General features: G+C 65.6%; 29 protein-coding genes and 2 tRNA genes. 18 read left to right on the top strand and 13 right to left on the bottom strand.

Annotated features, from left to right (window positions below; genetic code table 11):
• Positions 1-17 precede the first annotated feature (17 nt).
• From BKY27_RS08260 to BKY27_RS08210, 11 genes are all read right to left on the bottom strand, one after another.
• Entirely contained in the window at positions 18-989 is a 972-nt protein-coding gene (locus tag BKY27_RS08260; RefSeq protein ID WP_071673995.1) for an LOG family protein, read from the bottom strand.
• Positions 990-1,014: 25 nt separating this feature from the next.
• Positions 1,015-1,860 (bottom strand): F0F1 ATP synthase subunit gamma, encoded by an 846-nt coding sequence (locus BKY27_RS08255; RefSeq protein ID WP_071673994.1) that lies wholly within the window; start codon positions 1,858-1,860, stop codon positions 1,015-1,017.
• Positions 1,857-3,389 (bottom strand): F0F1 ATP synthase subunit alpha, encoded by a 1,533-nt coding sequence (locus BKY27_RS08250; protein WP_071673993.1) that lies wholly within the window; start codon positions 3,387-3,389, stop codon positions 1,857-1,859. Before BKY27_RS08250 ends, BKY27_RS08255 begins: the two co-directional genes overlap by 4 nt.
• Positions 3,379-4,116: a F0F1 ATP synthase subunit delta gene (locus BKY27_RS08245; protein WP_071673992.1), complete on the bottom strand. Its 738-nt coding sequence runs from the start codon at positions 4,114-4,116 to the stop codon at positions 3,379-3,381. Before BKY27_RS08245 ends, BKY27_RS08250 begins: the two co-directional genes overlap by 11 nt.
• A 12-nt stretch (positions 4,117-4,128) precedes the next feature.
• A complete protein-coding gene (locus BKY27_RS08240) occupies positions 4,129-4,377 on the bottom strand; it encodes a F0F1 ATP synthase subunit C (RefSeq protein WP_071673991.1) in 249 nt (82 codons plus the stop codon).
• Positions 4,374-5,075 (bottom strand): F0F1 ATP synthase subunit A, encoded by a 702-nt coding sequence (locus BKY27_RS08235; RefSeq protein ID WP_199559087.1) that lies wholly within the window; start codon positions 5,073-5,075, stop codon positions 4,374-4,376. Before BKY27_RS08235 ends, BKY27_RS08240 begins: the two co-directional genes overlap by 4 nt.
• Complete coding sequence (locus tag BKY27_RS08230) at positions 5,072-5,344, bottom strand: N-ATPase subunit AtpR (RefSeq protein ID WP_071673989.1); 273 nt, start codon at positions 5,342-5,344, stop codon at positions 5,072-5,074. Before BKY27_RS08230 ends, BKY27_RS08235 begins: the two co-directional genes overlap by 4 nt.
• Positions 5,341-5,625, bottom strand: a complete 285-nt coding sequence (locus BKY27_RS08225) for an AtpZ/AtpI family protein (RefSeq protein WP_071673988.1) — start codon at positions 5,623-5,625, stop codon at positions 5,341-5,343. Before BKY27_RS08225 ends, BKY27_RS08230 begins: the two co-directional genes overlap by 4 nt.
• Complete coding sequence (locus BKY27_RS08220) at positions 5,618-6,088, bottom strand: F0F1 ATP synthase subunit epsilon (protein ID WP_071673987.1); 471 nt, start codon at positions 6,086-6,088, stop codon at positions 5,618-5,620. The genes BKY27_RS08225 and BKY27_RS08220 overlap by 8 nt, the downstream gene beginning before the upstream one ends.
• Positions 6,085-7,512, bottom strand: a complete 1,428-nt coding sequence (gene atpD, locus BKY27_RS08215; protein WP_071673986.1) for a F0F1 ATP synthase subunit beta — start codon at positions 7,510-7,512, stop codon at positions 6,085-6,087. The genes BKY27_RS08220 and atpD overlap by 4 nt, the downstream gene beginning before the upstream one ends.
• Positions 7,513-7,739: 227 nt before the next feature.
• A tRNA-Thr gene (locus tag BKY27_RS08210) sits at positions 7,740-7,814 on the bottom strand.
• Between the two features lie 92 nt (positions 7,815-7,906).
• On the opposite strand from BKY27_RS08210, the gene BKY27_RS20230 reads away from it, so the two are divergent.
• The 15 genes from BKY27_RS20230 (at position 7,907) to BKY27_RS08135 (ending at position 19,562) form a co-directional block, all read left to right on the top strand.
• Positions 7,907-8,080 (top strand): hypothetical protein, encoded by a 174-nt coding sequence (locus BKY27_RS20230; protein WP_199559086.1) that lies wholly within the window; start codon positions 7,907-7,909, stop codon positions 8,078-8,080.
• Between the two features lie 50 nt (positions 8,081-8,130).
• Positions 8,131-9,402, top strand: a complete 1,272-nt coding sequence (gene murA / locus BKY27_RS08200) for a UDP-N-acetylglucosamine 1-carboxyvinyltransferase (RefSeq protein ID WP_071673984.1) — start codon at positions 8,131-8,133, stop codon at positions 9,400-9,402.
• Positions 9,395-9,865, top strand: a complete 471-nt coding sequence (locus BKY27_RS08195; RefSeq protein ID WP_071673983.1) for a DUF2948 family protein — start codon at positions 9,395-9,397, stop codon at positions 9,863-9,865. Before murA ends, BKY27_RS08195 begins: the two co-directional genes overlap by 8 nt.
• Complete coding sequence (locus BKY27_RS08190; RefSeq protein ID WP_071673982.1) at positions 9,862-10,356, top strand: GNAT family N-acetyltransferase; 495 nt, start codon at positions 9,862-9,864, stop codon at positions 10,354-10,356. The genes BKY27_RS08195 and BKY27_RS08190 overlap by 4 nt, the downstream gene beginning before the upstream one ends.
• Positions 10,357-10,503: 147 nt before the next feature.
• Positions 10,504-11,817, top strand: coding sequence for a histidinol dehydrogenase (gene hisD / locus BKY27_RS08185; RefSeq protein WP_071673981.1), 1,314 nt, complete (start codon positions 10,504-10,506; stop codon positions 11,815-11,817).
• Entirely contained in the window at positions 11,814-12,296 is a 483-nt protein-coding gene (locus tag BKY27_RS08180) for a UPF0262 family protein (RefSeq protein ID WP_071673980.1), read from the top strand. The genes hisD and BKY27_RS08180 overlap by 4 nt, the downstream gene beginning before the upstream one ends.
• Before the next feature lie 5 nt (positions 12,297-12,301).
• A complete protein-coding gene (locus tag BKY27_RS08175) occupies positions 12,302-12,766 on the top strand; it encodes an arsenate-mycothiol transferase ArsC (protein WP_071673979.1) in 465 nt (154 codons plus the stop codon).
• 396 nt (positions 12,767-13,162) lie between these two features.
• Positions 13,163-14,032, top strand: a complete 870-nt coding sequence (locus BKY27_RS08170; RefSeq protein WP_071673978.1) for a carbon-nitrogen hydrolase family protein — start codon at positions 13,163-13,165, stop codon at positions 14,030-14,032.
• Positions 14,033-14,116: 84 nt separating this feature from the next.
• The gene (gene infA, locus BKY27_RS08165; protein WP_011455993.1) at positions 14,117-14,335 is read left to right on the top strand and encodes a translation initiation factor IF-1; all 219 of its coding nucleotides are present in this window, start codon (positions 14,117-14,119) and stop codon (positions 14,333-14,335) included.
• A gap of 7 nt (positions 14,336-14,342) precedes the next feature.
• Positions 14,343-14,918, top strand: coding sequence for a Maf family protein (locus BKY27_RS08160; RefSeq protein ID WP_071673977.1), 576 nt, complete (start codon positions 14,343-14,345; stop codon positions 14,916-14,918).
• Entirely contained in the window at positions 14,915-15,958 is a 1,044-nt protein-coding gene (locus BKY27_RS08155; protein WP_071673976.1) for a ribonuclease E/G, read from the top strand. Before BKY27_RS08160 ends, BKY27_RS08155 begins: the two co-directional genes overlap by 4 nt.
• A gap of 40 nt (positions 15,959-15,998) precedes the next feature.
• A complete protein-coding gene (locus tag BKY27_RS08150; protein ID WP_071673975.1) occupies positions 15,999-16,181 on the top strand; it encodes a DNA gyrase inhibitor YacG in 183 nt (60 codons plus the stop codon).
• A gap of 222 nt (positions 16,182-16,403) precedes the next feature.
• The gene (locus BKY27_RS08145; protein WP_071673974.1) at positions 16,404-17,408 is read left to right on the top strand and encodes a taurine ABC transporter substrate-binding protein; all 1,005 of its coding nucleotides are present in this window, start codon (positions 16,404-16,406) and stop codon (positions 17,406-17,408) included.
• A gap of 76 nt (positions 17,409-17,484) precedes the next feature.
• Positions 17,485-18,291, top strand: coding sequence for a taurine ABC transporter ATP-binding protein (locus BKY27_RS08140; RefSeq protein WP_071673973.1), 807 nt, complete (start codon positions 17,485-17,487; stop codon positions 18,289-18,291).
• Positions 18,291-19,562, top strand: a complete 1,272-nt coding sequence (locus BKY27_RS08135) for an ABC transporter permease (protein WP_071673972.1) — start codon at positions 18,291-18,293, stop codon at positions 19,560-19,562. The genes BKY27_RS08140 and BKY27_RS08135 overlap by 1 nt, the downstream gene beginning before the upstream one ends.
• A 399-nt stretch (positions 19,563-19,961) precedes the next feature.
• On the opposite strand, the gene BKY27_RS08130 is transcribed toward BKY27_RS08135, so the two are convergent.
• Entirely contained in the window at positions 19,962-21,362 is a 1,401-nt protein-coding gene (locus BKY27_RS08130) for an aminotransferase family protein (protein WP_071673971.1), read from the bottom strand.
• Between the two features lie 167 nt (positions 21,363-21,529).
• Here BKY27_RS08130 and pdxR point away from each other — a divergent pair, with 167 nt between their 5' ends.
• The 3 genes from pdxR to BKY27_RS08115 all read left to right on the top strand — a co-directional run bounded on the left by pdxR (position 21,530) and on the right by BKY27_RS08115 (position 25,156).
• Positions 21,530-23,011 carry a MocR-like pyridoxine biosynthesis transcription factor PdxR gene (pdxR, locus tag BKY27_RS08125; protein ID WP_071673970.1) on the top strand — a complete coding sequence of 494 codons (1,482 nt, stop codon included), beginning with the start codon at positions 21,530-21,532 and terminating at the stop codon, positions 23,009-23,011.
• 87 nt (positions 23,012-23,098) lie between these two features.
• Positions 23,099-24,868, top strand: a complete 1,770-nt coding sequence (xsc, locus tag BKY27_RS08120; protein ID WP_071673969.1) for a sulfoacetaldehyde acetyltransferase — start codon at positions 23,099-23,101, stop codon at positions 24,866-24,868.
• Positions 24,869-25,081: 213 nt separating this feature from the next.
• Positions 25,082-25,156 (top strand) — tRNA-Phe (locus BKY27_RS08115).
• 185 nt (positions 25,157-25,341) lie between these two features.
• Here BKY27_RS08115 and BKY27_RS08110 read toward each other — a convergent pair.
• Positions 25,342-26,373, bottom strand: coding sequence for a substrate-binding domain-containing protein (locus BKY27_RS08110; protein WP_071673968.1), 1,032 nt, complete (start codon positions 26,371-26,373; stop codon positions 25,342-25,344).

Genomic DNA, 26,373 nt, shown 5'->3' with positions numbered 1-26,373 from the left:
GGCAGGGGGGCTGCTGGCTAGGGCGCTTCCGGCGCGGGCCCGGTCAGGTCGAGGCCTGCGCGGGCATACCAGCGCTTGATGTCGTCCCAGATTTCCTGCGCGGTTTCGGCATACCAGAACAGCGACAGGTCTTCGGGGTCGATCACGCCCTCGGCCACCAGAAACGCGGGGTCGAACACCCGGCTCCAATAGGCGCGGCCCACCAGAACGACCGGGACGGGCCGGATTTTGCGGGTCTGAATCAGGGTGAGCGTTTCAAACAGTTCATCCAGCGTGCCAAAGCCCCCCGGAAACACCACCAACGCGCGGGCGCGCAGCAGGAAATGCAGCTTGCGCAAGGCGAAGTAGCGGAACCGGAAACAGAGATCGGGCGAGATATAGGGGTTCGGGAACTGTTCGTGCGGCAGGGTGATGTTCAGCCCCACCGTGCGCGCGCCCACATCATGGGCGCCCCGGTTGGCGGCCTCCATCATGCCGGGGCCGCCGCCGGTGACGACGACCAGCCGGTTGCCATGCGGCCCCTCGGCCGCCCCGACGATGCGCCCGAAGGCGCGGGCCATGTCGTAGTAGCGGCTTTTGTCGGCGATGCGCCGGGCGATCTGAAGCCGGGTGCGCAGTGCGTCATCGCCGGGCGCGGCATCGCTGGCCGCCTGCGCCTGCGCCAGTTTCTCGGCAGCGGCCTTGGGTTCGGGAATGCGGGTGCCACCGAAAACCACGATGGAATGGGCAATGCCCTGTTCCCGCAACAGGGTTTCGGCCTTTTGGTAATCCAGTTGCAGCCGGGTGCCGCGCATGTCGTCGCGGTTGAGGAACTCCACGTCCGCGTCGGCAAGGCGGTAATTGGGCGCGTGGGTGATGTCGCGTACCAGATCGGGCGCGCGGATGTCTTCGCGTCCGGGTTTCGGCGCGCACCATGGCAGGTCTACCTCTCGGCGCGAGGCATCGACCGGGGCGGGTTTGGCGGGGCTGTCTTCGGGCGCTTTGGGCATGGCTACCTCCTGGGGGCCAGTGGGGTCACATCAGGCTAGCGGTGGCCAGCTCGATGATTTCCTCGGTGATGTCGTCCTGCCGCAGGCGGCGCGAGGTTCCGATCAGCTCTTGCAGCGAGGCGTCGGTATTGTCCTGCGCGGCGATCATCGCGCGCATCCGCGCCTCGTTTTCGGCGGCGAAGGACTGGATGATCGCCTCGCCCAGTTCCGCGAAGATATGCTCCTCGACCAGTTGCTCCAGCAGGCGGGCCGGGGGCAGGGTGATGCGGGGCTGGACCCGTGTCGTGGCCAGCGGGAAGCGGTCATAGTCAAAGGGGACAAGATGCTTGATGACCACGCGCATCTGGTCGCCGCCGCCGGGCAGCGCGTGAATGGCCGTGACCCGCGTGGTTCGGGAATTCGCCACCCTGTCATAGATCTGCTCGGTGATCCGGGTGGCAAGGGCCGCGGTCTGCGCTGGATGGGCAATCATCGGGGTGGACCATGCCACGGGAATTTGTTGCTCATCCGCGACGAAGAGGCCCCGGTCCCCGATCAGGAACAGGTCGCTGCTTGCTTGGCGCAGGGGCGCGGCGGCGGCGAGGGTCTTTTCGGAAAAGCTGCCGGCGAAGCCCTGTTCGGCGGTGAAGACGATCAGCACGTTGCGCCCGCCGTCGGTGTCTGTCCCGGCGTCGGCCTCGGGATGCGGCAGCAGGGCCAGGGCCTCGCCAATCGCGGCGCCGATCGTATCGGCATAGGTGCGGATGCTGTCGAGATGCTGGTGCGCCTCTTGCACCCGCGAGGCGGCGATGCCGCGCATGGCCGAGATCACCGCGCCAAGCTTGTGCACGGTTTCGATCCGCTCGGTGACCTCGGCAAAACGTCCGCTCATGGGGAGGTCGTCCCGGCGGGGGAGATTTGCCGAGCAAGGGCGGCAACGGCGGCCACGAGCGATCGGCGCAGGGCATCGGGCAACGCGCCGCTGTCGTCGATCTGCGCCACCAGACCTGCGGCGGTGTCGTCGAGCCAGCGGGGCAGTCGGGTGCGCAGGTCGGGCAGGGATGTCACCGGCAACGTGTCGAGCGCGCCGTCGGCGAGCGCCGCGAGCAGCGCAACCTGATCGGCCAGCCGCAGGCCGCTGTAGCGCGGTTGCGACAAGAGTGCGCGGATGCGTTCGCCGCGCGCGATCTGTGCCTTGACGCGGGTGTTGGGCAGGCCGCCGAAGCGGGTGAACATCTCCAGTTCCTGAAACTGGGCGTAGTCCAGCCGCACCCGGCCAGAAACCGCGCGCAGGGCCGGTTTCTGCGCCTTGCCGCCGACGCGGCTGACCGAGAGGCCAACGTCGACGGCGGGGCGGTGGTTGGCCGAAAAGAGATGTGAATTCAGGACGATCTGACCATCGGTGATGGAGATCAGGTTGGTCGGGATATAGGCTGACAGGTTGCCTGCGTCGGTTTCGGCAATCGGCAGCGCGGTCAGCGAGCCGCCACCCAAGTCCGACGCCAGTTTCGCTGCGCGTTCCAACAGGCGGGCGTGCAGGTAGAAGATGTCGCCGGGATAGGCCTCTCGCCCCGGCGGTTCGCGGGTCAGCAGCGCCAGTTCGCGGTGGGTCGCGGCGTGGCGGGTCAAATCGTCGATCACGATCAGGGCGTCCTGCCCGTTGTCGCGGAAATATTCGGCCATGGTCATGCCCGCGAAGGGGGCGATCCATTGCAGGCCGGGGGCCGCCGCCGCGCCGCCGACGACAAAGATGCAGCGGTCGAGCGCGCCGTTGTCGCGCACCGCCTCGACCACCCGTTCCACCGCCGAGGCGCGCTGGCCAACGGCGACGTAGACACAGACAACATCGGTGTCTTTCTGGTTGATGATCGCATCGACCGCGAGCGAGGTCTTGCCAGTGGAGCGGTCGCCGACGATCAGTTCGCGCTGGCCGCGACCGAGGGCAAAGAGGCTGTCTACCGCCAGAACCCCGGTTTCGAGCGGCGCAGAGACCAGGTCGCGGTCGATGATTTCGGGGGCCGGGCGTTCGATCGGCCACAGGTCGTGCGTTTCGGGCGCGGGGCCGCCGTCGAGCGGGCGGCCAAGCGGGTCGACCACCCGCCCCAGCAGCGCCGCGCCCACGGGCACCCGCATGACGTCGCCGGTGTCGGTGACGTGATCGCCCACGGCAACATCGGTCGTGTCATCCAGAAGCACCGCGTCGATGAGGTCGCGGTCGAGGCTGTGGGCAAAGGCATAGGCCCCGTTTTCGCAGCGCAACAATGCCCCCAGCCCGGTGTCGGGCAGGCCCGTGACCTCGGCGATGCCATCGGCCAGCCGTGCCACTTGGCCGACGATCCGGGCCTCGGGGGCCAGCACGGTCTGCGCCAGCCGGGCGCGGCGGGTTTCCAGCCAGTCCCGTGGCGTCTGGTCATCCGTCATGGCGTGTCACCTCGGCCTCGATGCGGTCGAGATCGGCGCGCAGGGTATTGCGCACGATCGCTGTGGCGGCGTCGAGTTCCAGACCGGCCAGCAAGCTGGGGTCGGGTGTGACGGTGATATCGACGGGCCGTCCGAGGACGGCTTGCAGGCGGTCCGTCAGCCGGGTCTTTTCCGCGTCGGTCAGCGCGCGGGCGGCGCGCAGATCGACCGGTGCGCCGTCGCCGATCGCCGCGCGGGTGGCCTCTGGCAGCTTGGCCACCGCGTCGGCCAGACCGTCGATAAAACCGGCAATCCGCGCCTCGTCGGGCAGGCGGTCGATCAGCCGGGCCGCGATGTCGAGGGCGAGGGCACCGGCCTGTTCCGAAAGCGCCTGTTGGCGGTCCTTCGCGGCTTGCGCCATCTCGGTGCGGGCGTCGGCGCGCAGGGTGTCCAGTTCGGTCATGGCCTCGTCATGGAGGCGCTGCTTTTCCTGCTCGGCATCGGCGCGGGCCTTGGCCAGCAGCGCGGTGCGGTCGTTGGCGACGCCTGCGGCGGCGTCCTTGGCGGCGGCACGGGCGGCCTCGGCCTCGGCCTTGGCGGCGCGGGCGTCATCGAGCGCGGCATGGGCGGCGGCCTGCCGTTCGGTGATCATCTGCGTCACCGGACGAAACAGGAAACGCGCCAGAATCCAGACAAGGACGAGGACGTTGATCGTTTGCAGGCCCAGTGTCCACCAGTCGATTGTCATGGCGCGGCCCGATCAGGCGAAGGGATTGGCGAAGAGGACGAGCAGGGCGATCACCAACGTGTAGATCGCCATGGTCTCGATCATCGCAAGGCCCACGAACAGGGTTCGGCTGAGGGTGCCGGCGGCCTCGGGCTGGCGCGCGATGGCGTCCATCGCGGCGGCGACAGCGCGGCCTTCGGCAAGGGCGGGGCCGATGGCGCCAAAGCTCACTGCCAGAGCGGCGGCGAGGATCGAGACGATATGAACGAGGTTTCCGGTCATTGTTCTGTGCCCTCCTTGGGGGATTTGGCGCGGTTTGGCGGATCGCCGACCGCCGCGCCAATGAAAACGGTTGCGAGGATTGCGAAGATATAGGCCTGCACGGCCCCGGTCAGCAGATCGAGGGCCATCAGCGGGATCGGGACGAACAGCCCGGCCAACGACAGCACGATGCCGATCACGAAGACGCCGCTCATCATGTTGCCGAACAGTCGGACGATCAGCGAAAAGGTGCGGGTAATCTGCTCGACGATATTGAGCGGGATCATGACCCAGCTCGGTTCCGCGAAGGTGGCGAGATAGCCCTTGAGCCCGAGGCGCGAAATACCGAAACCCACGGTGGCAGCGAAGACGATCAGCGCCAGGGCCGCGTCGGTCTCGATATGGGCCGTGGGCGGTTCGATACCGGGGATCAGCGATGACCAGTTCGCCACCAGCACGAACAGGAAGATCGTCCCGATCAGCGGGCGATAGGGGGCAGGGTCGCGGTCCATCGTGTCGCGGATCTGGCCGTCCAGCGTGGTAACGATCAGTTCAAGCAGGGTTTGCGTGCGCCCCGGCAACAGCCGCAGGCGGCGGGTGGCCAGGATCGAGAACAGCGCCAGCCCCGCGATGATGGCCCATGTCACCACAACCGGCGCGGTGATCGGGACCGGGCCGATGTTGAACAGCGGGTCGAGCGAAAGCGGATTGCCCATCACGATCCCTCTTTCGTCCAGCGCAGCACGATCACCCGCGCCGCGACCACGCCGAGCGCCCCGGCCAGCAGCGGCAGCGCGCCTTGCAGGGCCAGCACGACAAGCACCCCGGTCAGCAGGACCAGCCGCCCCAGTTGCAGGCCAATGGCCAGCCCCGTCGAGCGACCGTCGAGATAGAGCGCCGTCACCCGTTTGAGCGAGGCGAAATGGACGAGCCCGGCGAAAAGGCCAAGGACAAGACCCAGTAGGGCAGGGACAAGGGGCAGGGTCATTGCTGGTGCATCCATTTCCACGCGGCATGCAGGCCGACCGCAGCGCCGATCAGGATCGCCGGGGCGGTGAAGAAAATGCCGGTTTCGAACAGCCGGTCGGCAAGACGGCCAAGCACCACGCCAAGCAGCATCGGCACCACGATGGCCCATCCCAGAATGCCGATCTGCCCAAGCCGCTTGCCAAGCGAGGGTTCGGGGTCTTCCTGTTCCAACCGGTCGCGGGCGGCAGCGCGGCGGGCGGCGTCTTCGACCTCGTCATGGTTTTTCGGGCTGTCAGCCATCGGCGCCCCCTTGCGGACCCGACGAGATCGCGGGCGGATGGTTCAACATGCCGGGACGGTCGGGGCGCAGCAGCCGCATCATCTGCCGCACCGCCTGCGCGTGCAGCCGCATCTGTTCCACCCGCGCCTGCCGCTCGGCTTCGGCGTCCTGTCGGCGCAGGTCGCGGATCGTGGTTTGCAGCGCCTCCAGATCCTGTCCGAGGATCGCCTGACGGCAGGCCACGGCCACCCGCGCCCCATCGGTCACGGTCAACAGCCCCTGCCGGATCGCGCAGAACCGGCGCAGCCCCTCGCCATCGCGCCAGCGCAGGACCGAGGCGGGCAGAACGGTCAGGAAATCGGTGTGGCCGGGCAGGATGCCGAAGCCGCCGCTTTCATCCTCGGCCCGCACGGCGGTTGTGGCGGGGGCATCGACCACCACCTCCATCGGGGTCGAGATCGTCAGGTGCAAGCGCCCGCTCATGCCGCGTCTTGCCCATTTCTGGCCGCCTCTTCCTTGGCGCGGGCCTCGTCGAGGGTGCCGACCATGTAGAGCGAGGATTCTTCCCAGTCGTCGGCCTCTCCGTCCAGAATGGCACGACAGCCCGCGATGGTGTCTTCCAGCGAGACCGAGCGCCCCTCGATTCCGGTGAAGCCCTTGGTGACGGTGAAGGGCTGGGTCAGGAACCGTTGCAGGCGGCGGGCGCGTTCCACCATGCGGCGGTCGTCGCTGCCCAGCTCCTCCATCCCCAGAAGCGAGATCACGTCCTGCAATTCGCGGTAATGTTCGATGGTGCGGCGCACATCGGTGGCGACGCCCACATGTGTCTTGCCCAGAATATCGGGGTCGAGCAGCACCGAGGACGAGGCAATGGGGTCAACCGCGGGATACATGCCGTCGGCGGCCATGGCGCGCGACAGCACCACCATGGAATCGACGTGCCCGGCGATGGCCACGACGGCGGGGTCGGTGAAATCGTCGGCCGGAACATAGACCGCCTCGATAGCCGTGACCGAGGCGTCGCCCACCGATGCGATGCGTTCCTGCAACTGCGCCACTTCGGTGGCCAGTGTCGGCTGATAGCCCACGCGAGAGGGCAGGCGCCCCAACAGGCCCGAGACCTCTGACCCCGCCTGCACGAAGCGAAACACGTTGTCCATCAACAGCAGCACGTTGCGATGCTCGACATCGCGGAAATGTTCGGCAATCGCCAGCGCGGTCATCGGCACCCGCCAGCGCGCGCCGGGCGGTTCGTTCATCTGGCCATAGACCAGCACCGTGCGGTCGAGCACCCCGGCGGTGGTCATGTCGAGCAGCATTTCATGCCCCTCGCGCGAGCGTTCGCCAACGCCGGAAAAGACCGAGATGCCGCTATAGCCCGCCACCATGGCGTGGATCAGTTCCATCACCAGCACCGTCTTGCCCACGCCCGCGCCGCCAAACATCGCGGCCTTGCCGCCCTTGGCCAGCGGCGTCAGCAGGTCGATCACCTTGATGCCGGTTCGAAACAGGTCAGAGGCCGCGCCTTGCGCCCGCAGCGGCGGTGGCGCCCGGTGAATGGGTGCGCGTGGCACGTCGTCGGGCAGGGGCTGCCGCTTGTCGCCGGGGGTGCCGGTCACATCCAGCAGCCGCCCCAGCACCGCCTCGCCCACGGGCACGGTGATCGGGCCGCCGGTCTGCGTTGCCTGCGCGCCACGTTTCACCCCCGAGGTGTTCTGCAAGGCGATGGTGCGCACGGTGGCCTGATCAAGCTGGGCCTGAACCTCCAGCACGACGGGCTTGAGCCCGCTTTGTTCGATCACGAGGACATTGTTGACGGCGGGCAGGCCGCCGCTCGGGAAGGCAACGTCAACCACCGCCCCGCGGACGGCCACGACGATGCCGACGGTCAGTTCTGGTTGGGTCATGCGCACGTCCTCGGGTGGTCGTCCTGGACCAAACATAAGACGCCGGGACCGCGTTGAATACGATCCATGTCAAATAAACCCGAAAACCCGGTCCGCTGGCGGGCCGCATCGGTCTTGGCGGGGTTGGGGGGCTTGGGGGCGATCCCTCGGGCAAAGGTCGATGGCCCCCGCGCCTGCAACGCGCCGCTCAGGCCGGATAGATACTGGCGATTTCAGGGGATTTACGATGGTGCCGCAGGGGAGGATTGAACTCCCGACCTCACCCTTACCAAGGGTGCGCTCTACCACTGAGCTACTGCGGCCTCGTTCGTTGTGGGGGGGGAATTAGACTCAATCGCCCGAGGGTGCAAGCGCAATCTGGACCCTTTTTCCCCTTGGATGTATGCAAGGGGGCATGAGCACAGCGAAACCCCAAGGATCAAAGGGCGGTGCGCCCGCCAAGCCCGCGCAGACCAGCCGCGAAGAGCGGTTGAAGGCGGCGCTCAAGGCCAATATGGGCAAGCGGAAAGCGCAGTCGCGGGCGCGGGCCGCGACCAGGGCGACGGATGCAGAGCAGGACGAGGGCTGACCGGCATCGCGCCGGGACAGGTCAGCGAGAATCAGAAAGGCGGCAGGGCAGTGGATCGGATCATCATACAAGGGGGCGCGGAACTTTCCGGCGCGATTCCCATTGCGGGCGCGAAAAACGCCTGTCTCACCCTCATGCCTGCCACTCTGCTGAGCGACGAACCGCTGACGCTGACCAATGCGCCACGGCTGAGCGATATCCGCACCATGACCGAGTTGCTGGTGTCGCTCGGGGCCGAGGTGTCGGCGCTGAATGACGGCAAGGTCATCGCCATGTCGTCGCACAACGCCGACAATCACCTCGCGCATTACGATATCGTGCGGAAAATGCGGGCTTCGAACCTTGTCCTTGGGCCGCTTCTGGCGCGGCACGGGCGGGCCGAGGTGTCGCTGCCGGGGGGCTGCGCGATCGGCGCGCGACCGATGGATTTGCACATCACCGCGCTGGAGGCGCTGGGCGCCGAGATCGAACTGCGCGACGGCTACCTGCACGCCAAGGCGCCGACCGGGTTGAAGGGCGCGGTGCATGAACTGGGCTTTGCGTCCGTCGGGGCGACGGAAAACATGGTGATGGCCGCGACGCTGGCCAAGGGCACGACCGTGTTGAAAAACGCCGCGCGCGAGCCGGAAATCGTGGATCTTGTCGCCTGCCTGCGGGCGATGGGGGCGCAGATCGCGGGCGAGGGCACCTCGACCATCGAGATTCAGGGCGTCGACCGGCTGCACGGCGCGACCCATCCCGTGGTGACCGACCGGATCGAACTGGGCACCTATATGCTGGCCCCCGCCATCACCGGCGGCGAGGTCGAATTGCTTGGCGGCAAGATGCATCTGGTCGAGAGCTTTGCCGAGAAGCTGCACGATGCCGGGATCGACGTGACCGAAACCAAGGCGGGGCTTGCGGTCAAGCGCGCGAATGGCCGTGTGAACGCGGTCAACGTGGTGACCGAGCCGTTTCCGGGCTTTCCCACCGACCTGCAAGCGCAGATGATGGCGTTGATGTGCACCGCCGATGGCGTGTCGGTGCTGGAGGAACGTATTTTCGAAAACCGTTTCATGCACGCGCCGGAACTGGTGCGCATGGGGGCGCGCATCGACGTGCAGGGGGGACACGCCACGGTGACGGGCGTTGACAAGCTGCGCGGCGCACCGGTGATGGCAACGGACCTGCGGGCCTCGGTGTCGCTGATCCTTGCGGCCTTGGCGGCCGAGGGCGAAACCATCGTCAACCGGGTCTACCATCTGGACCGGGGCTATGAGCGGGTGGAAGATAAACTGAGCGCCTGCGGGGCGCAGATCGAACGGGTGAAGAGTGATGGCTGATGCACGGTTCGAAGATGGTGGCGCACAGCCGCTGCGGCTGAAGGCGCTGGACGGCGATGACCTGAAGGTTATTTCGGCGCTGGTGCAGGACGCGGTGTTCCCGATCACCGAGATGACGTGGGACCGCCCCCGCCGCCGCTTTGCGCTGCTGCTCAACCGGTTCCGCTGGGAAGAAGGCGAGAGCATCACGGCGCATCCGCCCGAGCGGGTTCAATCGGTGCTGGCCATCGACGATGTGCAGGCCGTGGCCAGCCAAGGCGTCGATCTGAGTGACAAGGACACGGTGCTGTCGCTGCTGGCGCTGGACTGGACGGCGGGCGAGGACGGCAGCGGGCGGCTGACGCTGGTTCTGGCGGGCGACGGGGCCGTGGCCGTCGATGTGGAATGCGTTGACGTGATGCTCAAGGACGTGACCCGCCCCTATATCGCGCCCTCGCGCAAGGTGCCGGGCCACCCGGAATGAGGTGGTGGCGCCCGCAGGTTCGGGTGCGGCGGCTATTGGCGGAGGATGCGGAACCCTGGCGCGCGCTGCGGCTGGAGGCGCTGCGCCTGCATCCGGAAGCCTTCGGATCGACCCATGACGAGTGGGCAGGCCAGCCGCTTTCGGTCTTCGTCGACCGTCTGAACCGGGCTGTTATCCTCGGGGCGTTCTTCAGGGGCGACTTGGTGGGGTCCATGGCGCTGGATGCCGAGGGCGAGACCGGCGAGATCACAGCCGTCTATATCCGTCCCGACCAGCGGGGCAGGGGGCTTGCGCGCCGCCTGATGGCCCGAGTGCTGCGCATCGCCAAACAGGCCGGGCTGCGCCGTCTGACGCTGACGGTGGCCGAAACCAACCATCCCGCGCTGCGTTTTTACCTCGCCGCCGGGTTCCGCCGTCAGGCCCGCGCCGCGCGCGCGCTGTCTCGGGACGGGCGGCTGCTGGACCTGATCACGCTGTCACGCGACCTGTAACCCGTGCCTGTGCCTGTGCCCGCGCCGGTCGCAGGCGGGGAGGAGGGCCGCCCATGAAGGCCGGGCGCGAAAAATCGCACCGCCAAGAGGTTCAATCCCCAGCGAAACCCGGCTAGAGGAAAGGACAAAGAGCATAAAGGGTGAGCCATGCCGGTCTTTCTGAACAGCAGCGACGACGGGTTCGAGGCGCGTTTCAAGGCGCTTCTGGAAATGAAGCGCGAGGATTCCCCCGACGTGGATGAAACCGTGGCCGGGATCATCGCGGATGTCCGCGCGCGCGGCGATGCCGCCGTGATCGCGTTGACCGAGCGGTTCGACCGGCTGACCCTGACGCCTGAAACGCTGGCCTTCACGCCCGACGAAATCGCCGCCGCGATCGAGCAGGTGCCAGCGGACGAACGCGAGGCGCTGGAACTGGCCGCCGAGCGTATCCGGGCCTATCATGTTCGCCAGATGCCGGAAGACCACCATTGGACCGACCCCGAGGGCGCGACGCTTGGCTGGCGCTGGTCGCCGGTGTCGGCGGCGGGGCTATATGTGCCGGGCGGTCTGGCGTCTTATCCCTCGTCGGTGTTGATGAACGCGATCCCGGCGCAGGTGGCGGGTGTCGAGCGGCTGGTCATCTGCGCCCCAACGCCGGATGGCAAGGCCAACCCGCTGGTTCTGCTGGCCGCGCATCTGTCGGGCGTCGACACCGTTTATCGCATTGGTGGCGCGCAGGCGGTGGCCGCCATGGCCTATGGCACCCGGACCATCCAGCCCGTCGACAAGATCACCGGCCCCGGCAATGCCTTTGTCGCGGCGGCCAAGCGCCGGGTCTTTGGCAAGGTGGGGATCGACATGATCGCGGGGCCGTCCGAAATCCTGGTGATTGCCGACAAGGACAATGACCCGGATTGGCTGGCCATCGACTTGCTAAGCCAAGCCGAACACGATGAAAGCGCACAGTCGATCCTGATCACCGATGATGCCGCGTTCGGCCGCGCGGTGGCCGAGGCGGTGGCCACGCGCCTTGAAACGCTGGATCGGCGCGCCATCGCAGGCCCAAGCTGGCGCGATTTCGGTGCCGTTATCACCGTGCGTGATCTCGACGAGGCGGCCATGCTGTCGAACCGGATCGCCCCCGAACATCTGGAGCTGTGCGTCGCTGACCCCGAGGCGTTGAGCCGTAAGACCATCCACGCCGGGGCGCTCTTCCTCGGGAAATGGACGCCAGAGGCCATTGGCGACTATATCGGCGGCCCCAACCATGTGTTGCCCACGGCACGCTCGGCCCGGTTTTCCTCGGGCTTGTCCGTGATGGACTTCCTAAAGCGCACGACTGTTGCCAAGATGACCCCCGGAGCCCTGAAAGCCATCGGCCCGGCGGCGGAAACGCTGGCCAGATCCGAAAGTCTGCAAGCACATGGGCTGAGCGTCCGCGCCCGGCTGGACCGGCTGAACCAAGAGGCAGGGGAATGAGCAAGGATATCTGCCAGATCGAGATCGACGACACGGGCCTGCCCGCGCCGACCCCCGAGATCGAACAGGAACGCAAGGTCGCCATCTTCGACCTTCTGGAAGACAACAGCTTTGCCCTGCCCGCTCGGGAAGAGCGCGAGGTGCCGGTGCCGCCCTACAAGCTGCACCTGGCGATCCGCGACCGGCGGCTGGTCTTTGACGTCGACACCGAAGGCGGCGAGGACGCGGCCGAGTTCCACCTGTCGCTCAGCCCCTTCAAGCAAGTGGTCAAGGATTACTGGCAGATCTGCGAAAGCTATTACGACGCGGTGAAGAAGCTGCCCCCCAGCCAGATCGAGGCGATCGACATGGCCCGGCGCGGCATCCACAACGAAGGGGCGCGGGTGCTTCAGGAACGGCTGGACGGCAAGGCCGAGGTCGATCACGATACAGCCCGCCGCCTGTTTACCCTCGTCTGTGTTCTTCATTTCGGCGGGTGACCGAGGTGCCGCAGGACATCCCCCATTCCGTCCTGTTTTGCTGCGATCATAACGCGATCCGCTCGCCTATGGCCGAAGGGCTGATGAAGAAATTCTACGGCCACAGCGCCTATGTGCAGTCGGTGGGGGTCCATAACGATCTGGAAATCGACGGCTTCGCCATCGCGGTCTGTGCCGAGATGGGGGTCAAGCTGGAAACCCACCGCTCGCGCAGTTTCGACGAGATGGAACAATGGGGTGACGACCTGTCGGGGTTCGACCTGATCATCGCGCTCAGCCCCGCCAGCCTGCGCCGCGCGCAGGAACTGACCCGGCACTACCATGTCGATGTGGAACACTGGCAGATCCTCGACCCTTCGGGTATCGGCAACACGCGCGAGGCCAAGCTCGATGCCTATCGCCAGACCCGCGACATGCTGGTGAAGCGGATGCTGGACCGTTTCGGACCGCCGACTGAAACCGAAGAATAGGCAGTCTGTCCGTGCCACATCGCCTCGCGCCCCGGATATGGTCCGGGGCCACCCGGTGTTCCTGTCCCACCGCAGGCGACACACCCAGCAAGATTTGCCGCCATGCTGCCTGCGCGAAACAGCGGCCGCCGCGCGCCGCTGCCCCCCCCCCCCCCCCCGACACAGCGATTTGGCCGGGCTTGTCGCGAGGCTCAGAGAGCCTTCGGATTTGGCCGCCATAAAGTGCTGCTGCACAAAGGCCGGATCGCCGAACCGCAGCCCGGCGATGTGCGGGACCCATGCATCGGGTGGGCAGCACCATAGATCGCCCAAGACCCCACCAAGGGGCGCCTGACCCCTTTCTGGCGGCGGCGGGGGATTGTATAGCGGGGCGGATGACCGAAGAGGGGAGCCGTCATGAAAATCGCCGCCGTCGCCTATCACTGCGACCGTTTCCCGAATTGGGCCGCGCAGGAAGAAAAACTGACCGCCCTGTTGCAAGAGGCCGCCGCCGATCTGGTTGTGCTGCCCGAATACGCCTCGATGGAAGCGGCCCTGGTCGCCGCCCCCGCCACGATGAGCGCGATGGCATGGCGCGACCGCGCCGCCGAACGGGCCGACCAATGGGTGACGCAGATGCGCCGCGCGGCCCGCCGCCACGGCTGTCATATTCTTGCAGGCTCTGGCCCCGCCGCCACGGATCGCGGGGTTGTCAACCGGGCGTGGCTGGTGGCCCCCGATGGCAGCGTCCTGCACCAGGACAAGCTGATCCTGACCCCCTATGAGCGCGACGACATCGCCATGGTGCCGGGCGACGAGATGCGCCTTTTCGAGACCGCCCTTGGCAAGATCGGCATCCTGATCTGTTATGACAGCGAATTTCCCCTTCAGGCCCGCGCATTGTGCGAGGCCGGGGCGGATATGATCCTTGTCCCCTCCTGCACCGATTTCCCGGCCGGTCAGACCCGTGTGCGCCAGTCCTGCCGGGCGCGCGCCGTGGAAAATCAGTGCCTTGTCGTGCAGGCCCCGCTTGTGGGCACGGTCGAGGGCTGCGAGATTGTCGATCAGGCCACGGGCCGCGCGGGCCTGTTCTGCCCGCCCGATACCGGCCTGCCCGATGACGGGATTCTGGCCCAGGGCGAGAGCGACCGCCCCGGCCCGGTGCTGGCCGTGGTCGACCCCGCCGCCATCGCCGCGCCCCGCCAGACCGGGCAGGTCGGCAATTTTGCCCACTGGCCGGAAAGCCGCACGGGGCTGGTGCAGGTGCAACTTGTGCCGGGGGCGTGAGATTCGCCTTGAAAATTGCGCCAATGAGGCGCATTTAACCGCCAATCCGCGCGCTTGACGCGGTTAATGACTGTAGGAGAGACCATGGCCAAGGAAGAAATGCTCGAATTTCCCGGTGTCGTGAAGGAACTCCTGCCGAATGCGACATTCCGGGTCGAGCTTGAAAACGGCCATGAAATCATCGCACATACGGCAGGCAAGATGCGCAAGAACCGCATCCGGGTTCTGGCTGGCGACAAGGTGCAAGTCGAAATGACCCCCTATGATCTGACCAAGGGTCGGATCAACTACCGCTTCAAGTAACCGCTTCATGCGACTTGTCTTGGGATCGGGAAGCCCCCGGCGGCAGGAGCTGTTGGGGGTGTTGGGCGTCGTGCCGGACGCGATCCGGCCCCCCGATATCGACGAAGACCCCCGCAAGGGGGAATTGCCGCGCCCCTATTGCGAACGGGTGGCGCGGGAAAAGGCGCAGGCCGTGCAGGCCGCGCCGGACGATATCGTGCTGTGCGCCGACACCACAGTCGCCATGGGGCGCCGGATTCTGGGCAAGCCAACTGACGCGGGCGAAGCGGCGGAATTTCTGACCGCGCTGTCTGGCCGTCGCCACCGGGTTTACACCTCGGTTGCCGTGCGCCGGGGCGACCGGCTGTGGGAACGCACCGTCGAAAGCCGGGTCGAGATGAAACGCCTCTCGGATGTGGAGCTTAACGCCTATCTCGCCAGCGACGATTGGCAGGGCAAGGCGGGTGGCTATTCGATCCAGGGGCCGGCAGGCGCGTTCATCCCGTGGATTTCCGGCAGTTTTCACGCCATCATGGGCCTGCCATTGCCGGAAACCGCGCATCTGCTCGACGCTGCCGGCTACCCAGTCTGGAGACCGGAATGAAAGGCCGTATCGTCCTGCTCGACCATATCAAGGGCCGCGCGGCCGCTGCGCTGATGGTGGATGGCCGCCTGCAAGACCTGCTGATCGACCCGCCCGAAGACACGGTGCCAGCGATCGGCGCGATCCTGCGCGGCGTCTGCGACCGCCCGCTCAAGGGGCAGGGCGGCATGATCCTGCGCCTGCCCGATGGGCAAAGCGCCTTCTTGAAACAGGGCAAGGGCCTGAAACCCGGCCAGACGCTGCTGGTGCAGGTCACCGGTTTGGGGCAGGACGGCAAGGCGACGCCGGTCACTACGCGGGTCTTGTTCAAATCGCGCTACGCCATTGTCACGCCGAACGCACCGGGGTTGAATATCGCCCGCTCGATCAAGGACGATGACGAACGCGACCGCTTGCTGGAAATCGCGCACGAGGCAATGCAGGGCGCGCCCGAGGGCTTTGGCCTGATCCTGCGCAGCGCCGCGGACGAGGCCGATGGCGACGCCTTGGCCGAAGACATCCTCGCCATGCGGGATCTGGCCGCGACCGTGATGGCCGACCAGGAGGGCGAGGCCGAACTGTTGGTCGATGCCCCCGACGCACACGAGGCCGCGTGGCGGGACTGGGCCTCGCCGGAACCGGATGAGGTGATCGACCGCGAGGGCGGGTTCGAGGATTTGGGCGTGATGGAAGAGATCGACGCAGCGCTCGGCACCGCCGTGCCGCTCGCCGCCGGGGCGTCGATGATGGTCGAGCCGACCTCGGCCCTTGTGGCGGTTGATGTGAATACCGGCCCCGACAGCACGCTTGCCGCCGGTCTCAAGGCCAACCTCGCTGCCGCCCGCGACCTGCCGCGCCAATTGCGGCTGCGCGGTTTGGGGGGGCAGATCACGCTGGACGTGGCGCCGATGCCCAAGAAGGATCGCCGCCAGTTCGAAGACGCCCTGCGCCGCGCGTTCCGGGCCGATGGCACCGACACCGTGCTGGCCGGGTGGACGCCGCTTGGCATGTATGAATTGCAACGCAAGCGCGACCGCTGGCCGCTGTCGCTGCTGGTCTGACCCGGTTGCACCCGCCCCGGCCTGCGCCTAAGTTTGCGCGATGACCTGCCCGATCTGCAAGAAACCCGCCGACCCGAAATACCGCCCCTTCTGCTCGCGCCGCTGTGCCGATCTGGATCTGGGGCGCTGGCTGAATGGCAGCTACGCGGTGGCCTCGACCGACCCCGAGGATATCGAGGAGGCGATCGAGCAGATCGCCAGCAACCCGGACCGGCTGCATTGAGCGTTCACGCGCGGCCCGGAAAACGGGCGACTCGCCCAGCATTTTCGCTGGTGTAAGCAATTGTTAAATCTCGATTAAGCCAGACCTGAAATCATCAGTCCAGTTGCGGCGTTTCATCGGTCCAGATTCCACGATTTCCTTGACGCACGGCCTGCCGCCCTCGCAAGCTTCCCTTGCGACAAGCGTGGGCGTGACACCTGCTGCGCATGAACAGGGAGTAAAATGATGAAGAAACTTGCCGTGTCCGGGGCCGCCCTTGGCCTCTTGATGGGAACGACAGCGTCCTTTGCCCAAGGTATGGACGAAATCACCGTGGCCTATTTCCTCGAATGGCCGATGCCGTTCGAATACGCCAAGCAGATGGGCATTTACGAAGAAGAGATGGGCGTCACCATCAACTGGCGCGCCTTCGATACCGGCACCGCAATGTCGGCGGCCATGGCGTCGGGCGATGTGCAGATCGCCGTCAGCCAGGGCGTTCCGCCCTTCGTGGTGGCCACCTCGGCCGGTCAGGATTTGCAGGCCATCGACGTGGCCGTCAGCTATTCCGACAATGACAACTGCGTGGTGCATGAATCGCTCGAAATCGACGCCTCCAACGTTGCGGACCTCGAAGGCTCTCGCGTGGGCGTGCCGATCGGCACCGCCGCGCATTACGGGTTCCTGCGCCAGATGGAGCATTTCGGCATCGACGTGGACAGCCTCGAAGTGGTCGACATGGCCCCGGCGGACTCGGCTGCCGCACTGGCCCAAGGCTCGCTCGACATGGCCTGCGGCTGGGGTGGTGCGCTGCGTCGGATGCTGGAACATGGCAACGTGCTGCTGACCGGCGCCGAAAAGCAGGATCTCGGCATTTATGTCTTCGACGTGACCTCGGCCCCCGCCTCTTTCGTCGAGGAAGAGCCGGAACTGGTGGCCTCGTTCCTTGCCGTGACCGCCGAGATGAACGCGATGTGGAATTCCGGCGAGCATACCGACGAGATGCTGCCGGTGATCGCCCGCGACGCGGGTATGGACGAAGACGCCACCGCCGCAACGCTGGCCGGGTTCGTCTTCCCCTCGGTCGATGAACAGCTCTCGTCCGCATGGTTTGGCGGCGGCACCCAGAGCTTCCTGCTGGAGGTGGGCAACTTCTTCGTTGAAACCGGGAACCTCGACAGCGCCCGCGACAGCTATGAAGGTGCGGTCAACACGCGCCCGCTGCAAATGGTGCAGGACGGCATGTAGTCCCTGATCGGGGCGGCGTGGGCGCTCCTGCGCCGCCCCTTTCCTCGACCATTTCCGACAGAGAGGACAGGGCAGCATGACCGGGCTCAAGCTCGAAAATATCTCGATGCGCTTCGACCTGCCGGGCGGCGGCTCGGTCCAGGCGCTCAAGGATGTCTCCATGACCATCGAGGAAGGCGAGATCCTGTCGGTTCTCGGCCCCTCGGGCTGTGGCAAGACGACCCTTCTCAACATCGTCGCGGGTTTTCTTGCCCCAACCGAAGGCAAGGTGATCCTGAACGGCCACGCGGTGACCGGCCCCGACGCCGAGCGCGGCATGGTGTTTCAGAAAGGCGCGCTGTTCGAATGGATGAGCGTGCGCCACAACGTCGATTTCGGCCCCCGGATGAAGGGCATGGCCAAGGCCGAGCGCGACAAGATCACCAATCACCTGCTGGAAGTCGTCGGCCTTCAGGCCTTCAAGGAAAAGGCCGTCTACGAACTGTCTGGCGGGATGCAACAGCGCGTGGCGCTGGCCCGCTGCCTGGCCAATGACCCCGATGTGATCTTGATGGACGAACCGTTGGGCGCGCTCGACGCGTTGACGCGGGAAAAGATGCAGGGGTTGGTGCTGAAGCTCTGGAAAGAGACCGGCAAGACCATCATCCTGATCACCCACTCGGTCGAGGAAGCGCTGCTTTTGGGCGAGCGGCTGATCGTCATGGCCCCGCGACCGGGCCGCTTGCACAAGGAATACAAACTGCCCTTCGCCGATATGGGCGTGGGCGCCGATCTGCGCGAGGTCAAGAAACACCCGGAGTTCGGGGAAAAACGCGAGGAAATCCTGTCGATGATCTGGGACATGGAAGAAGAGATCATGGGCCGCACCGAGGAGACCGTCTGATGCTGATCGCGGCCATATACCTCTCGATCTTCGTCGTGGCCTTCCTCGTGGTGCGCTTCATCGCGGCCCGCCACCACGCGGCGCGCGATTTCACCTCGCTCAAGACGGTGACTTTTGGCGACGAAAGCGCGGTGCGCCCGACGCGGGCGGCCTCGGTCATCTCGGTCCTGTCGATCTTCGTGATATGGGGGGCCTTCACCGGGTCGAGCCTTGTTCCGATCCACGTGCCGGGGCCGTTTCTGGGCGAAACCTCTTTCACCTACACCGCCGAGAACGCGGCAGGCGCACGCGATGACGCCACCGTGCGCATCGTCGTGCATCCCGTGGGCGAAGAGGTGGCGGTGCCCGCAGGCGATGGCGGCGGCGACGGCTTTGCACTCGATGACAGCGACGAGGTCAATGGCGGCCGGTCAAGCCTGATCCAGACCGCCGACAATGACATCGGCGCCGATGAAGACGGCTACCACGTCGTGGCCATCAACGGTCAGGCCATCGCCCCCGAAGAGGGCGAGGTCGATACCGGTGACGGTATCGTCACCCTCAGCCGCCGGGGCACGGTGCGCTTTACCCCCAATGCCGGTATGCAGATGGAGCCCATTTGGCTGCCCGCGCCCGAAGACGTGTGGGACCGCCTGGTTGAAATCAGCCGCGACGGCTATCGTGGCTTCACGCTGGCCCAACATCTTGGCTATTCGCTGTTTCGCGTGTTGGCCGGTTTCATCGCCGGGGCAGCGGTGGGGATTCCGCTGGGCTATGCGATGGGGCTGTCCAACTGGTTTCGCGGCTGGTTCGACCCGATCGTGGAATTCATGCGGCCGGTGCCACCCCTGGCATTGATCCCGCTGGTCATCATCTGGTTCGGAATCGACGAAAGCGGCAAGATCTTCCTGCTGTTCCTAGCCGCGCTGTGGATCATGACCATTGCGGCGCGGGCCGGGGTTTCGGGGGTGGCGCTGTCCAAGATCCACGCCGCCTACTCGCTGGGCGCGTCGAAAAGCCAGATCATGCGCCACGTCATCATCCCCAATTCCCTGCCCGAGATCTTCACCGGCGCGCGCGTTGCCATGGGGGTCTGCTGGGGCACGGTGGTGGCGGCGGAACTGGTGGCCGCCGAGCAGGGGGCGGGGCAGATGATCGTCGCGGCGTCCAAGTTCCAGCTGACCGATATCGTGATCATGGGGATCATCCTGATCGGGATCATCGGCTATGGCATCGACATGCTGATGCGTTGGGCCGAACGGCTACTGGTGCCGTGGAAGGGCAAGGTCTGACCTTTCGCGATACCTGCCTTTGGAAAAGCCCCCGCGCGCGGGGGCTTTTTTGATGAATTCATCCGACGGAACAAGGCCAGGAGTCCGGACAAAAGGTTAACGTTGGCGCCGACCCTGAGCTGATTTCGTCGCGCGTGCGCGCCGACCGGGGGGTGGCCCGTCTCGGCCCCTGCCGGGCAGGGGCCTCGTCGGGCCACTTGGGGCGCTGCCCCAAACCCCGGAGGTATTTCGGCCAAGAAGAAGGGCAGGAGGGTCGAAAAGGGCCGAACCGGTGTACGCAGGGTGTACAGGGGGTGCACGCGAGGTGTACGGGCGGCGACAGGCGGTTTTGGGCAGAAAACGGCCCGGGCAGCAGCGGCGGCCCGGGCGGGTTCTGGACAGGATGCAAGGGGCCGCGGCCTAGGCGAAGACCTTGGTCAGCGCCTTGTCCACCGCGTCGGTGATCGCGTCGATATCGGCGGCGGTGGCGATCAGGGCCGGGCTGAAGCAGAGCACGTTGTTTCGCCCCGGAATAGAGCGGTTGGCCGCGCCGATGATGACGCCCAGATTGGCGCATTCCGCGACCACGGCGCCCACGTCCTTTTCCTCGACCGGTTCCTTGGTGCCGCGGTCCTTGACCAGTTCGGCCCCGAGGAAAAGGCCCTTGCCGCGCACGTCGCCGATGACGCCGTGCTTGTCCATCAGGGCCTGAAGATTGCCCATCATCCGCGCGCCCATGGCGGCGCAGTTTTCGAGCAGGTTTTCCTCCTCGATGATGGCCATGTTCTCCAACGCCGCCGCCGGACCGCCGGTGCAGCCGCCGAAGGTGGAGATGTCGCGGAAGTGGTCGAGCTTGTCTGTGGGGTCGGACTTGAACAGGTCGAACACCTCTTCCGTGGTCACCATGCAGGCGATGGCGGCATAGCCCGAGGCGACGCCCTTGGCCATGGTCACGAAGTCGGGCTGGATGCCGTAATGCTGGTAGCCGAACCATTCCGTGCCGGTACGGCCAACGCCGCAGACAACCTCGTCGATATGCAGCAGGATGTTGTATTGCTTGCAGATTTCCTGAACCCGTTCCCAGTAGCCGTCGGGCGGGGTGATGACGCCACCGCCGGCGGTGACCGGTTCGAGGCAGAGCGCGCCGACGGTTTCCGGGCCTTCGCGCAGGATCACCTCTTCGATGAGGTTCGCCGCCGCGATACCGAAGTCGCGGCCCGACAGATGGCCCAAGCCAACCTCTTCCTTGCGGTATTCCATGCAGTGGGGCACGCGCACGAAATCGGGCGCGAAGGGGCCGTATTGCATGTTGCGTTCATCCTGCCCGCCTGCCGACATCGCAGCCAAGGTGGAGCCGTGGTAGTCGCGGTCGCGGTAGAGGATCTTGGTTTTCTTTCCGCCGTATTTCTTGTGCGCGATCTGGCGCACCATCTTGAAGGCCTTCTCGTTCGCCTCGGACCCGGAGTTGGTGTAGTAGACGCGGGACATGCCCGGCATCTTCTCGATCAGCTTCTCGGCGAAGAGCGCGCCGGGGATCGAGCCCGCAGCTTGGGCGAAGTAGCACATCTTGACCAGCTGCTCGCGCACGGCATCGGCGATGCGCTCGCGGCCGTAGCCGGTGTTGACGGTCCAGACCGCGCCCGAGACGGCGTCGATATATTCCTTGCCATGGGCATCCCAGACCCGCATTCCCTTGCCCTCGACGATGATGCGCGGTTCGCCCGTTTCAAACGGTTTGTGCTGGATCAGATGGTGCCAGACATTGGCGCGATCGGCTTCGATCACATGGCTGAGGTCATTGGGGTTGAAGGGCGTATTCATGTGGGCTCTCCCGACGGGAATGGGGCTGATGGGGACAATCTGCCGGGTCGCGCGGGGGGCAGATAGGTCCAGTGATCAGCCTTTCATAGCGCCAGTGCATTGACAAGCGCCAGACCGCTCGGTCTTGTGACCGGCAGGCCAATCGAGCAATCGGAGTAAGTCCAGAAATGTCGATACCCGTAGAGTCCTTCTTTCTCGATCCGGAAGCGGAAGGAACCTTGCAACAAAAGGTTCAGCGGCTGGTGGCCGAGGGGATTCTTTCGGGGCGGTTCCGATCCGGGGAAAAGCTGCCCTCCAGCCGAAAACTTGCCCGGCATCTGGGCATCAGCCGCATCACGGTGACCAATGCCTACACTGAACTGGTGGCCGATGATTACCTGAATTCGCGGGGGCGTTCGGGCTATTTCGTGTCGGACACCGCGCCGACCCCCCCGGCCTTCGACCTGCCGGGCAAGGCCCCGCGGGCGGGGATCGACTGGTCGCGCGCGATCGGGCAGCGCTTTCACAGCCCGGTCCTGCCGATCCGTCCGCTGGACTGGCAAGGCTACCCCTATCCGTTCATCTACGGGCAGGCGGACCCGACGCTGTTTTCCCACCAGACATGGCGGCAATGCGCGTTGCAGGCGCTTGGGCAAAAGGATTTCACCATCCTGACCGCCGACCGTTACGAGGCCGATGACGAACGGTTGGTCGAGCATATCCAGCGTCATATCCTGCCGCGCCGGGGGATCGCGGCGCGCAAGGACGAGATCCTGATCACGCTCGGGGCGCAGAACGCGCTGTGGATGTCGGCGCAGATCCTGCTGACGCAGCGGCGCACGGCGGCGGTGGAAAACCCGGTCTATCCCGGCTTGCGCGAGATTCTGACCCTCACGCGATGCCATGTGGCACCGGTGGATGTGGATGGCGGCGGCTTGCCACCCGAGGCGTTGCCCGAAGACACGGACGTGGTCTTTACCACCGTGTCGCACCATTGCCCGACCAATGCGACCATGCCTCTGGACCGGCGCAAGCGGTTGTTGGAGATGGCCAACGAGCGGGGTTTCGTGATTGTCGAGGACGACTACGAATTCGAGCTGTCGTTCAAGGGCGCGCCCTCGCCCGCGTTGAAGTCGATGGATGAAAGCGGGGCAGTGGTCTATATCGGGTCTTTCTCGAAATCGCTGTTTCCGGGGCTGCGGCTTGGCTATGTCGTGGCGTCCGAGGAGTTTATCCGTGAGGCGCGGGCGCTGCGGGCGCTGGTCTTGCGCCACCCGCCGGGCCATATCCAGCGCACCGTCGCCTATTTCCTGTCGCTCGGCCATTACGACGCGCAGATCAACCGGATGCGCAAAGCCTATGAAGAGCGCCGCGCGGTGATGGAACAAGCGATTTCCGACAACGGCTTGCAGATTGCGGGGGCGGCGGGCCATGGCGGGTCGAGCTTCTGGATGATGGCCCCGGACGGTGTCGATACCGAAGCCCTCGCGCAGCGGCTGCGGGCGCGTGGCGTGGTGATCGAGCCGGGGCGCTCGTTTTTCGATCCGGCGCGCTTCAGCCGCCGGTTCTATCGCATCGCCTACAGTTCCATCGCGGCTGAGAAGATCCCCGAAGGCATTCGCCGCATCGCAGAGGATATCGCCGCCTGTGGACATACGGAGCCAGCCTGACTGGCCCTAACCGCACCGGGGGGGAACCCGTTAAAACCGGTGCAACGATCCTTCGGCCCCTGGCCCCCTTTCGCGCGGAGTTCCCCAATGAAAATGACCACCGAAGAAGCCTTTGTGAAAGTGCTCCAGATGCATGGCATCGAGGATGCTTTCGGAATTATCGGCTCGGCTTTCATGCCGATTTCCGACCTGTTCCCACAGGCGGGTATCCAGTTCTGGGACTGCGCCCACGAAGGGTCTGGCGGGATGATGGCCGATGGCTACACCCGCGCCAGCGGCAAGATGTCGATGATGATCGCCCAAAATGGCCCCGGCATCACCAACTTCGTCACCGCCGTGAAAACCGCCTTTTGGAACCATACGCCTCTGTTGCTGGTCACGCCGCAGGCGGGCAACAAGACGATGGGGCAGGGGGGCTTTCAGGAGGTTGAGCAGATGGCCGCCTTCAAAGACATGGTGGCCTATCAGGAGGAGGTGCGCGACCCGACTCGCGTGGCCGAGGTGCTGAACCGCGTGATCATGAATGCCAAGCGCGCGTCGGCGCCTGCGCAAATCAACATGCCGCGCGATTTCTGGACCCAGGTGGTCGACATCGACCTGCCCGCGATCGTCGCCTTCGAACGCCCCGCTGGCGGGGAAGAGGCCGTGGCCGAGGCCGCGCGCCTGCTGTCGGAGGCCAAGTTCCCGGTGATCCTGAACGGTGCGGGTGTGGTATTGGGCGGCGCGATCCCAGCCTCCATGGCGCTGGCCGAGCGGTTGGATGCGCCCGTTTGCGTGGGCTATCAGCACAATGATGCCTTCCCCGGCTCGCACCCGTTGTTTGCCGGACCGCTTGGCTATAACGGCTCCAAGGCGGGGATGGAGCTGATTTCCAAGGCCGACGTGGTGCTGTGCCTTGGCACCCGCCTAAACCCGTTTTCCACCCTGCCGGGCTATGGCATCGACTATTGGCCGTCCAATGCCAAGATCGTTCAGGTTGACATTAACCCCGATCGCATCGGCCTGACCAAGACGGTCAGCGTCGGCATTGTCGGCGACGCGAGGAAGGTGGCGACCGCGATCCTGTCGCAACTGGCCGACACCGCAGGCGATGCGGGCCGGGACGAGCGCAAGGCCCTGATCGCGCAGACAAAATCGGCCTGGGCGCAGCAGCTTTCGTCGATGGATCACGAAGACGACGATCCCGGCACCACATGGAACGAGCGCGCCCGCGCCGACAAGCCCGACTGGATGAGCCCCCGCATGGCGTGGCGCGCGATCGAGCGGGCTCTGCCGAAAGAGGCGATCATCAGCTCCGACATCGGCAATAACTGCGCCATCGGCAATGCCTATCCGTCGTTCGAGGAAGGGCGAAAATACCTTGCCCCCGGCCTCTTCGGCCCCTGTGGCTATGGCCTTCCCGCAGTGGTCGGCGCCAAGATCGCCTGTCCTGAAACGCCGGTCGTAGGCTTCTCCGGCGACGGGGCGTTTGGCATTGCCGTGACCGAGCTGACCGCCATCGGCCGCAAGGAATGGCCCGCGATCACGCAGGTCGTCTTCCGTAACTACCAGTGGGGGGCCGAGAAGCGGAACTCGACTCTGTGGTATGACGACAATTTCGTCGGCACAGAACTGGACACGCAGGTCAGCTACGCCGGCATCGCCAAGGCCTGTGGCCTGCAAGGCGTGGTCGCGCGCACGATGGATGAGCTGACCGCGGCGCTGGATCAGGCGCTGAAAGATCAGGCGGCAGGCAAGACGACGCTGATCGAAGCGCTGATCAATCAGGAACTGGGCGAGCCGTTCCGCCGCGACGCGATGAAGAAGCCGGTCGCCGTGGCAGGTATCAGCACGGCCGACATGCGCAAGCAGGGCTGAGCCGCGGGATCGAGACAAAACCTACGGGAGGCCGCGCCGTCAAGCGTGGCCTCTTGGCCGTTGTTTTGCGGAGGAAAGTTGACTTTCCGTCGACCCTGTCACAGCCTGCGCCACCCCGCATCACCGGAGACAAATTTTTTTCGCAAGACCCTATGGACAGCCCCCGCGGAACCCCCTAGAACGCCTCCACCCGCAGGCGAGACCTGCACCCGTGCCCGGGTAGCTCAGGGGTAGAGCAGTGGATTGAAAATCCTCGTGTCGGTGGTTCGATTCCGCCCCCGGGCACCATTTATCGCAACGGGAAACTTCCATACCTCCTTGGTCCTGCAAGGAGACATCATCTGCCAATAAGCTACTAGCTGTCTCGAGGAACCTTAAGCCGCAGGGCCCGGGCGTAGCGCTCAACTCTGCAAAGCGGGTCCCGAGGATCTTTCAAGGGTGCAATAGGTCACCGTGCCCTATGACCTCATCGCTTACCTCGCGGTCATTTCAACGATCTCGGCCGGTGCAGGGGCTCTCCATACAGACTGGTAGCCGCCCAATATGCTCGAAGACGTGATCGGAAGCCCCGGCAGGGCGATCCAGGCAGGTGTTTGGCGCCCGAGGAGCGCGAGGATTGCAACCTGCGCCATAGCGAGGCCCTGGGAGTAGGGATTCTGCGCCGCAACGCCCTTGAGGACCGTTCCATCAGCCAGCCGCGGCACCATCTTCTCCCCGAGGTCAACGGTCGTGACTGGCATCGAGACGCCCAGGCGTTCCATCGTTTCCAGCACTTGAACCGCGGGCTCGTCCCAGACCACGAAGAGCCCGTCGAGGTCGGGCGTGGTCGACAGAAAGCTCTCGGCCGTTCCGCCTGCAAGATGCGGCGCGGGGAACGCAGCCGTTTTGAGCGTCACATCCGGTCGCTGCCCGCCCATCCATTTGCTGAAGGCGATCTCTCTCTGGTTCGTAGCAAAGAAATCCACGCCATAGGTCAGCACGCCGACAGACGCGTTCTGCGGCAGGTGCGGGGCCAGGAGTTCCGCGCCTGTCCGGCCAAGTCCGAAATTGTCGGCTGACACGAGAGACACATAGTCCTTGCCCGGCAGCAGCCCGGTTGGGGCATTGTCGAGCAGCAGCAGCTTGATGCCGGCCTCGGCCACGCGCCGGTGCGCGGCGGCGACCGCGGTGTTTTCCACCGGCAACGAGATGATGGCATCCGGGCGAAGGTCGATCAGCCGGTCCAGCGCCGCGATCTGGCGGTCCGGGTTGAACTGGCAATCGACCGCCTCCAAGAGTGAGATCGAAACATCACCAAGCGTTCCTGCGATCGCTGCCAGGTGTTGCTCCGACCAGTTCCCGGACAGGGTGTGCAGAACGACGGCGACACGATACCCGCCATCGCGGGCCGCTGCTGCGTCACTTGCCGTAATGACAAGACGCCGTGGGTCGGATGCGCGTTCGCCATGTGGACCGAGGCCGGATATGGACTGGGACGGTGTCGTCGGGGGAGTAACGGAACCCAT

The sequence above is a fragment of the Nioella nitratireducens genome (assembly GCF_001879715.1).
Lineage (GTDB): Bacteria > Pseudomonadota > Alphaproteobacteria > Rhodobacterales > Rhodobacteraceae > Nioella > Nioella nitratireducens.
This window is presented reverse-complemented; position numbering and strand designations above follow the sequence as displayed.

Excerpts from the sequence above, each read along its gene's own strand:
- BKY27_RS08260 (WP_071673995.1), bottom strand. The coding sequence starts at position 989 with ATGCCCAAAGCGCCCGAAGACAGCCCCGCCAAACCCGCCCCGGTCGAT.
- BKY27_RS08255 (WP_071673994.1), bottom strand. The coding sequence starts at position 1,860 with ATGAGCGGACGTTTTGCCGAGGTCACCGAGCGGATCGAAACCGTGCAC.
- BKY27_RS08250 (WP_071673993.1), bottom strand. The coding sequence starts at position 3,389 with ATGACGGATGACCAGACGCCACGGGACTGGCTGGAAACCCGCCGCGCC.
- BKY27_RS08245 (WP_071673992.1), bottom strand. The coding sequence starts at position 4,116 with ATGACAATCGACTGGTGGACACTGGGCCTGCAAACGATCAACGTCCTC.
- BKY27_RS08240 (WP_071673991.1), bottom strand. The coding sequence starts at position 4,377 with ATGACCGGAAACCTCGTTCATATCGTCTCGATCCTCGCCGCCGCTCTG.
- BKY27_RS08230 (WP_071673989.1), bottom strand. The coding sequence starts at position 5,344 with ATGACCCTGCCCCTTGTCCCTGCCCTACTGGGTCTTGTCCTTGGCCTT.
- BKY27_RS08225 (WP_071673988.1), bottom strand. The coding sequence starts at position 5,625 with ATGGCTGACAGCCCGAAAAACCATGACGAGGTCGAAGACGCCGCCCGC.
- BKY27_RS08220 (WP_071673987.1), bottom strand. The coding sequence starts at position 6,088 with ATGAGCGGGCGCTTGCACCTGACGATCTCGACCCCGATGGAGGTGGTG.
- atpD (WP_071673986.1), bottom strand. The coding sequence starts at position 7,512 with ATGACCCAACCAGAACTGACCGTCGGCATCGTCGTGGCCGTCCGCGGG.
- BKY27_RS20230 (WP_199559086.1), top strand. The coding sequence starts at position 7,907 with ATGAGCACAGCGAAACCCCAAGGATCAAAGGGCGGTGCGCCCGCCAAG.
- BKY27_RS08195 (WP_071673983.1), top strand. The coding sequence starts at position 9,395 with ATGGCTGATGCACGGTTCGAAGATGGTGGCGCACAGCCGCTGCGGCTG.
- BKY27_RS08190 (WP_071673982.1), top strand. The coding sequence starts at position 9,862 with ATGAGGTGGTGGCGCCCGCAGGTTCGGGTGCGGCGGCTATTGGCGGAG.
- hisD (WP_071673981.1), top strand. The coding sequence starts at position 10,504 with ATGCCGGTCTTTCTGAACAGCAGCGACGACGGGTTCGAGGCGCGTTTC.
- BKY27_RS08180 (WP_071673980.1), top strand. The coding sequence starts at position 11,814 with ATGAGCAAGGATATCTGCCAGATCGAGATCGACGACACGGGCCTGCCC.
- BKY27_RS08170 (WP_071673978.1), top strand. The coding sequence starts at position 13,163 with ATGAAAATCGCCGCCGTCGCCTATCACTGCGACCGTTTCCCGAATTGG.
- infA (WP_011455993.1), top strand. The coding sequence starts at position 14,117 with ATGGCCAAGGAAGAAATGCTCGAATTTCCCGGTGTCGTGAAGGAACTC.
- BKY27_RS08160 (WP_071673977.1), top strand. The coding sequence starts at position 14,343 with ATGCGACTTGTCTTGGGATCGGGAAGCCCCCGGCGGCAGGAGCTGTTG.
- BKY27_RS08155 (WP_071673976.1), top strand. The coding sequence starts at position 14,915 with ATGAAAGGCCGTATCGTCCTGCTCGACCATATCAAGGGCCGCGCGGCC.
- BKY27_RS08150 (WP_071673975.1), top strand. The coding sequence starts at position 15,999 with ATGACCTGCCCGATCTGCAAGAAACCCGCCGACCCGAAATACCGCCCC.
- BKY27_RS08145 (WP_071673974.1), top strand. The coding sequence starts at position 16,404 with ATGATGAAGAAACTTGCCGTGTCCGGGGCCGCCCTTGGCCTCTTGATG.
- BKY27_RS08140 (WP_071673973.1), top strand. The coding sequence starts at position 17,485 with ATGACCGGGCTCAAGCTCGAAAATATCTCGATGCGCTTCGACCTGCCG.
- BKY27_RS08135 (WP_071673972.1), top strand. The coding sequence starts at position 18,291 with ATGCTGATCGCGGCCATATACCTCTCGATCTTCGTCGTGGCCTTCCTC.
- BKY27_RS08130 (WP_071673971.1), bottom strand. The coding sequence starts at position 21,362 with ATGAATACGCCCTTCAACCCCAATGACCTCAGCCATGTGATCGAAGCC.
- pdxR (WP_071673970.1), top strand. The coding sequence starts at position 21,530 with ATGTCGATACCCGTAGAGTCCTTCTTTCTCGATCCGGAAGCGGAAGGA.
- xsc (WP_071673969.1), top strand. The coding sequence starts at position 23,099 with ATGAAAATGACCACCGAAGAAGCCTTTGTGAAAGTGCTCCAGATGCAT.
- BKY27_RS08110 (WP_071673968.1), bottom strand. The coding sequence starts at position 26,373 with ATGGGTTCCGTTACTCCCCCGACGACACCGTCCCAGTCCATATCCGGC.